Source organism: Arthrobacter sp. R-11 (assembly GCF_049913155.1).
Taxonomy (GTDB): Bacteria; Actinomycetota; Actinomycetes; order Actinomycetales; family Micrococcaceae; genus Arthrobacter.
The window spans coordinates 4,426,711-4,433,660 of record NZ_CP183979.1 but is presented as its reverse complement, the minus strand read 5'-3'; the positions used below and the strand labels follow the sequence as shown (position 1 = coordinate 4,433,660).

General features: G+C 61.9%; 8 protein-coding genes. All 8 read left to right on the top strand.

Going from position 1 to position 6,950, the window contains the following annotated elements; genetic code table 11:
• Positions 1-457: 457 nt before the first annotated feature.
• The 8 genes from rpmH (at position 458) to ACN9M4_RS20240 (ending at position 6,097) form a co-directional block, all read left to right on the top strand.
• On the top strand, positions 458-595 hold the full coding sequence (gene rpmH / locus ACN9M4_RS20275; RefSeq protein ID WP_074588526.1) for a 50S ribosomal protein L34: 138 nt from the start codon (positions 458-460) through the stop codon (positions 593-595).
• Positions 596-636: 41 nt separating this feature from the next.
• A complete protein-coding gene (rnpA, locus tag ACN9M4_RS20270) occupies positions 637-1,047 on the top strand; it encodes a ribonuclease P protein component (RefSeq protein WP_426301137.1) in 411 nt (136 codons plus the stop codon).
• Complete coding sequence (gene yidD / locus ACN9M4_RS20265; RefSeq protein ID WP_426301135.1) at positions 1,040-1,438, top strand: membrane protein insertion efficiency factor YidD; 399 nt, start codon at positions 1,040-1,042, stop codon at positions 1,436-1,438. The genes rnpA and yidD overlap by 8 nt, the downstream gene beginning before the upstream one ends.
• Before the next feature lie 17 nt (positions 1,439-1,455).
• Positions 1,456-2,421, top strand: a complete 966-nt coding sequence (yidC, locus tag ACN9M4_RS20260) for a membrane protein insertase YidC (protein ID WP_426301133.1) — start codon at positions 1,456-1,458, stop codon at positions 2,419-2,421.
• On the top strand, positions 2,421-2,999 hold the full coding sequence (locus ACN9M4_RS20255; protein WP_426301131.1) for a protein jag: 579 nt from the start codon (positions 2,421-2,423) through the stop codon (positions 2,997-2,999). Before yidC ends, ACN9M4_RS20255 begins: the two co-directional genes overlap by 1 nt.
• Before the next feature lie 6 nt (positions 3,000-3,005).
• Positions 3,006-3,656 (top strand): 16S rRNA (guanine(527)-N(7))-methyltransferase RsmG, encoded by a 651-nt coding sequence (gene rsmG, locus ACN9M4_RS20250; protein WP_426301129.1) that lies wholly within the window; start codon positions 3,006-3,008, stop codon positions 3,654-3,656.
• A gap of 96 nt (positions 3,657-3,752) precedes the next feature.
• Positions 3,753-4,808 carry a ParA family protein gene (locus ACN9M4_RS20245; RefSeq protein WP_426301127.1) on the top strand — a complete coding sequence of 352 codons (1,056 nt, stop codon included), beginning with the start codon at positions 3,753-3,755 and terminating at the stop codon, positions 4,806-4,808.
• Positions 4,809-4,873: 65 nt separating this feature from the next.
• Positions 4,874-6,097: a ParB/RepB/Spo0J family partition protein gene (locus ACN9M4_RS20240; protein WP_426301125.1), complete on the top strand. Its 1,224-nt coding sequence runs from the start codon at positions 4,874-4,876 to the stop codon at positions 6,095-6,097.
• Positions 6,098-6,950 lie beyond the last annotated feature (853 nt).

Below are 6,950 nucleotides of genomic sequence, written 5' to 3'. Positions count from 1 at the left end.
CAATTGGTTCCTCTGGTCCTTGTGTGCCTGAATTGCCGGCAGCCGAAAAGTCCGAACCAAGGGTGGATTCCAACCGAATCCACAGGGTTATGCACAGTCCGTGGAAAATCGGCTACTGAGACACTCTAGGGGATGGATTCCCCAGAAGATAGCTGGGGAGTTGCTTGTGGATAATTACATGGTTGTGGTTCTGGAAACGGCCTTGTGAGCCACTTCATCCACAGGCTGCCGGCGCCACTTTGCCACAGCTGGGGATAGTCAGGAGCGGGGTTCCCGGTTTGACCCGCGGCGTGTTTTTGCCCTAACGTTGTGAAGTCCTATGTGTCCGCTTTCGGCCACCTGTATCTTCGGCACTGTCCGGCGTTGGGTGGGTGCGGATGCACAAAAAACTTAGCGTCGGCCAGTTCTTCCCCTTTTGATCGGGTGGGCGCACCTTCGATCCACTGGAGTAACTAACGTGAGCAAGCGGACTTTTCAGCCGAATAACCGCCGTCGGGCCAAGAAGCACGGCTTCCGCCTTCGTATGCGCACCCGTGCCGGCCGCGCCATCCTGGCTGCCCGCCGCAGCAAGGGCCGCGTCGAGCTGTCGGCGTAAATAACTGACTCGTCGGTCAACCTTCCCAAGCGAGTCAAGCGGTGCTTGCCACCTCCCATCGTCTGCGGACTTCAACCGACTTTTCAACAACAGTACGTTCCGGCGTCCGCAATGGACGCCGGAACTTAGTGTTATATACGGCATCTATCGCTGCCGATGAACCGAGCCGGTTCGGCTTCATTGTTTCCAAAGCTGTCGGGAACGCTGTCACCAGGAACCTCGTTAAGAGGAGACTGAGGGAAGCAGCTGCCCTGGCGTTGAAAAACCAGGGAACCGGCCTGGCTGTAGTTGTCCGGGCCTTGCCGGCGGCGGCTTCCGCAGACTGGGAACAGCTGCTGGGCGATTTCAACGCAGCCCTGGCAGCAAACAGGAAGCGGCTTGGCGGAATGGTTCCGCCGCCGTTGCCGGACCGTACCGGCAGCACCACAACGGAAGGGACACCGCGTGCATGAGCTAGGCTCCGCCGTCGTCCGCTTCCTTGCCTCATCCTCAAGGTCCATTGCTTCCGTTCTCTGGGAGCTGCCCCGCAACATCCTCATCCTGCTGCTGAAGGCCTACCGGCGGATCGTTTCGCCACTGTACGGCCAGGTGTGCCGGTTCTTTCCTTCATGCTCCGCCTACGCGCTTGAAGCAGTCACGGTCCATGGTGCCGTCAAAGGCAGCTGGCTTGCCGCCAAGCGCCTTGCGCGCTGCCACCCCTGGAACGCCGGCGGCGTGGACCACGTCCCCGCCGGCCACCGCTACTGGCCCGAAGGCCAGATGCCCACAATTGTTGTACTGAACAACCCGGACCTGTTCCTGGCTGCTCAGGCTGATGAAGACGGCCGCCGGGAAGCGGCTTGAGGAAATAGGGAAAACGTATGGACTTCTTTGGAACCATCATGGCTCCGTTCAAATGGTTGGTCTCAGTCATCATGGTTGGCTTCCATGAGGGACTGAGCTTCATCGGGCTGCCGGCCGCCAGCGGTTGGACGTGGACGCTGTCCATCATCGGGCTGGTGCTCGTGCTCCGGGCTGCCCTGATCCCGGTCTTCGTCAAGCAGATCAAGGCGCAGCGCGGCATGCAGCTGCTGCAGCCGGACCTGAAGAAACTGCAGGACAAGTACAAGGGCAAGACCGACCAGCTGTCCCGCCAGGCCATGGCGCAGGAACAGATGGCGATGTACAAGAAGCACGGGACCAACCCGTTCTCGGCCTGCCTGCCGATGCTGATCCAGATGCCGTTCTTCTTCGCCCTGTTCCAGGTGCTGTCCGGCATTTCGCAGGCCAAGGACCAGGGCCAGGGCATCGGTGCAATGAGCCATGACCAGGTGGTGCAGTTCGATCAGTCGAGCATCTTCGGTGCACCGCTGTCCGCGTCCCTCCTGCATGGCGGCGGCGGCAACCAGGTGGCCGTCTGGACGCTGTCCATCATCATGATCCTCGCGATGACGGCCTCGCAGTTCATCACCCAGAAGCAGATCATGGCCAAGAACATGTCCGAAGAGGCCATGGCCAGCCCCTTCATGCGCCAGCAGAAGATGATGCTTTACATCCTGCCGATTGTCTTCGGCGTGGGTGGCATCAACTTCCCGATCGGTGTGCTCATCTACTGGACCACCACCAACCTGTGGACCATGGGCCAGCAGTTCTTTGTCATCCGCCGCATGCCGACGCCGGGCTCCCCCGCCGCGAAGGCCCTCGCTGAGCGTCGTGCCGCCAAGGGGCTGCCGGCACTGCCGATCCTCGGCGGGAAGAAGGCCGAGGAAACCGCTGCAGATCCCGAGCCCGAGAAGCCCAAGGGCCAGCGCATCCAGCCACAACGCAAGAACAGGAAGAAGAAGTAATGTCGGTTGATAGCACTGAAGAGACGAAGGCTGAAGGCGTGAACGAAGGGCTGGCCACCGAGTCCCTGTCATCCCAGGCAGAAGAGAAGCCCGCCGGCAAGGGAAGCGCAGCGCGCCGCCTCGAAGAAGAGGGCGACGTAGCCGCGGACTACCTTGAGGAACTCCTGGACATCGCCGACATCGACGGCGACATCGACATCGAGGTGCGCAACGGCCGCACTTACATCTCCATCGCCGCCGAGGAAGCCTCCGAGGGTCTTGAGAGCCTGGTAGGCCGTGATGGCGAGGTACTCGAGGCGCTCCAGGAACTGGCCCGCCTTTCCGTGCTTTCCGCCACCGAAACCCGCTCCCGCCTCGTGCTGGACATCAACGGCTACCGCAAGGAGCGCGCCGGCGAGCTGCAGCAGATCGCCGAGGACGCCGTCGCAAAGGTCAAGGAAAGCGGCTCCGCCGTCGCCCTGGAACCGATGAGCGCCTACGAGCGCAAGATCGTCCATGACGCCGTCGCCGACCTCGGCTTCGTCTCGGAGTCCGAGGGCGAAGGCGCCGGCCGCCATATCGTGGTCTCGGCCGACTAGAGGATCATGGCGGACATTACTGCAGCGGACCTGTCGGCCGCAGAGAAAATCTTCGGCGACCGCCTGGATCTGGCCCGCCGGTACGTGGAACACCTCGAGACGTCGGGGATCGAACGTGGGCTCATCGGTCCGCGGGAGATCCCCCGTCTGTGGGGACGCCACGTGCTCAACTGCGCGGTCATCGAATCGGAGATCGCCCACGGCAGCCACGTGGCCGACGTCGGATCCGGCGCCGGGCTGCCCGGGCTGTGCCTGGCGATCGCCCGCCCGGACCTTGAACTGACGCTGATTGAGCCACTGGAACGGCGGGTGATCTGGCTGCAGGAAGTCGTGGACGACCTCGGACTTGAGAACGTGACCGTGATGCGCACCCGTGCGGAACTCGCGGTGGGCCTGGTGAAGGCCGACGTCGTCACCGCCCGTGCCGTGTCCGCACTGAGCAAGCTCGCAGGCCTGACCATCCCGCTGCTGGATGGCAAGGGCGAACTTGTCGCCATCAAGGGACGCAGCGCCGAAGAGGAAATCGAGAAGGCCGCCAAGGTCATCCGGAAGCTTGGTGGAGTCCAAACCAGCGTTGTGCTGTGCGGCGAGAACCTGCTCGAGGAACCCACCACCGTGGTCAAGGTCCTCGTCGACAAGACCCGGAAATCCGCCTAGTTTCCGCCGGCCTTTCCGCGCTGTTTCCGGCGTGTCCTAGGCGAAGCCGTTAGGCTAGAGAACGGCAGCCAACGCCAAATGAGAGTGAGTGTGACAGTGGCCAGTAGCGAAACCTCCACGCATCGGATCCCCCCGTTTATGTCCTTGGGATCCGCACGTGCAGTCTCTGCGCCCTCCACGCTGGGTCTTGCAGGACAAATGAGCACGAACAGGGTTGATAACTCGATAGTTTCACGTGAAACAGCCCTTGGTGCTGGAGGGAATGTGATGGACTCGATCGACGACTCCAGCCCCATCGCCCGCCAGCTCGCCAATGAGACCCGCCGCAGGGAGCGTCTGCTCGACCGGGAACTGCCGAAGCCCGAAAAGACCCGCATCTTCACCGTTTCCAACCAGAAGGGCGGCGTCGGCAAGACGACGACGACGGTCAACATCGCTGCTGCTCTGGCTTCGGCAGGATTGAACGTCCTGGTGATCGACATCGATCCCCAAGGTAACGCGTCTACCGCGCTTGGCATTGAGCATCACGCCGACGTCGACAGCATTTACGACGTGCTGATCAACGACCTGCCGCTCGGCGAAGTGGTGGCACCCTGCCCCGACGTCCCCAACCTCATTTGCGCGCCGGCCACGATCCACCTGGCCGGTGCGGAAATCGAGTTGGTTTCCCTCGTGGCCCGTGAGCAGCGCCTCCGCCGGGCAATCGACGTGTATGCAAAGGAACGCGAGAAGAACGGCGAAGCCCGGCTCGACTTTATTTTCATTGACTGCCCGCCGAGCCTCGGACTGCTTACTGTCAATGCATTCTGTGCGGCCAGCGAAGTCCTGATTCCGATCCAGTGCGAATACTATGCACTGGAGGGCCTGAGCCAGCTGCTCAAGAACATCGAGATGATCCAGAAGCATCTGAATGGCGACCTGGTGGTCTCGACAATCCTCCTCACGATGTATGACGGCCGCACCAACCTGGCTGCCCAGGTAGCTACCGAAGTACGCGAACACTTCCCGGAACAGGTGCTCAGTGCAGTGGTTCCCCGTTCGGTCCGCATTTCCGAGGCGCCGAGTTACCAGCAGACGGTGATGACTTACGATTCTTCATCGAGCGGAGCTCTTTCCTATATGGAAGCCGCAGCGGAAATCGCTGAACGCTAGACTTCTCTAAACACTGCAACAGCCTTGGCGGGTCTTCCCTGCCGTTCCTTTGGAGGGATACACACATGAGCGAAAAGCGACGGGGTCTGGGCAGGGGTCTTGGTGCCCTCATTCCCAGCTCGCCTTCGGCTGGTGTTGCAGGCAACGGCGCAGGCACGTCCCGCCCGGTGGACCTGTTCTTCCCGGAAGCAAAGAAGGCCGCACCTGCGACTTCCGCTCCCGAGACTGAACCGACGACGGCGGAAGCACCTGCAGCTCCTCCCGCCAGGTCCGCGGTGCGGACTCCCTCCAAGGCGGCTTCGGACGAAAGCCCTTCGGCTCCGGCCGCCAGCGCGGCGAGCAAGCCAAAGACCGGCCCCGCGAAGGGCGCTGCGAAGGCTCCGGCCGCTGACAAGCCTGCGCGGAGCAATTCCGCGAAAACTGCTGCCGCTCCTGTTGCCCCCGAGGCGAAAGAAGTCGAACTCGTTGAGGTTCCCGGCGCACGTTTCGCCGAAATTCCGGTGCAGGACATTCATCCCAACCGGAAGCAGCCCCGCAGCGTCTTCGATGAAGACGACATGGCGGAGCTTATTCACTCGGTCAAGGAAATCGGTGTCCTCCAGCCAATTGTTGTACGTACTTCAACCGAAAAGGGTGGAGAACCGTATGAATTGGTCATGGGTGAACGCCGGTGGCGCGCAGTCCAGGCTGCCGGACTTGAAACCATCCCGGCAATCGTGCGCGACACGAACGATGATGACCTTCTTCGTGACGCATTGCTTGAAAACCTCCACCGGAGCCAGCTGAACCCCTTGGAAGAAGCGGCCGCCTACCAGCAGCTGCTCGAGGACTTCGGTACCACTCACGAGGAGCTCGCAGATCGTATTGGACGTTCCCGCCCGCAGGTCTCGAACACCCTTCGGCTTCTGAAGCTGCCGCCGCTGGTCCAGCGCAGGGTCGCTGCCAGCGTTCTTTCGGCCGGTCACGCACGTGCGCTGCTTGCCCTTCCCGACGCCGCGGCGATGGAGCGCCTGGCGCAGAAGATCGTCGCCGAGGGCATGTCGGTGCGAGCCACAGAGGAAGCCGTTGCCCTGTACCAGGAGCCCGCGGTGCCGGCAAAGAACAACATTCCGCGCCCAAATGCCCGCCACGAGCGCCTGGACTACTTGGCTTCGTCCCTTTCCGATCGCTTGGACACAAACGTGAAGATCACCCTTGGTGCCCGCAAGGGGCGTGTAAGCATTGAGTTCGCTAGCGTTGAGGATCTGAACCGCATTATGGAGGTGCTGTCTCCGGGCGCTGAGGAGTAGAGCTTTCAACGCCAGAAGGGCGCTTCTCCGTTCGGAGAGGCGCCCTTTCTCTTCCCCGCTGCCTTTGCGCCTCCTTTGTCCGATTCTTTTCGTGGCCGATTGGCCGGTGTTTCACGTGAAACGATGGCGTGCCCTAGTCCCGTTCGTTGCCTGGGGTGATTCCTCCGGGGTGCAGGCTCGGGGTACGTGAGCCGGTTATTTCCGGACCTGGCATCTTTGGAGCCTTTGGTTATGTGGCCTCGTAACCACTCCGGGGCGCGTAACCACGTATCCTGACTTCCCGCGCGCAGCTCCCTGGTGTTCGTCAGAGACCGACAGGGGGCATTCCTATTCTGCGTCGACTCTTTCAGGCGTACTGCTGAACCTCTCTGGTGGGCCATCAGGAACCACCGTGGCTTCCGGATGCTCGCGTACGTGGCGATACGCAGTGTCCTGCCGCATGTGAAGTGAGTAGTCGACTGCATCAGTCTCGCTCCTCCCCGCTGGTTTGCCGGAATCTCGTGCAGCTGTGCCTACTTGCCCTGATCGCACATTCTGGTGTCGGTGACGCACGCCATCGTGGCCAGATCTGGTCTGCGTAGCCGGCGAACTCGGTGTTAGCGCACTCGCAGAGTCGGGTCTCGGGGCGCGCGTTCCTTGGCAGTAATACGGGCCTAAGCCTCCTAGCGGCGGATCGGGGCGCCTAGGGCGGGCATAAGAGGCTGGAGAGTCCCGTAACGGCGGCCCAAGGACCCTTTTGGCTGTGCAGGCACCGTCCGATCCTAACTGGGAACTGCGATAGATCCCGCGGGCCATGGGTCATCGCGTGCTCATCAGCGCCAGCCGCGCCATGGTGGCATGTTGCGGTTCGCCT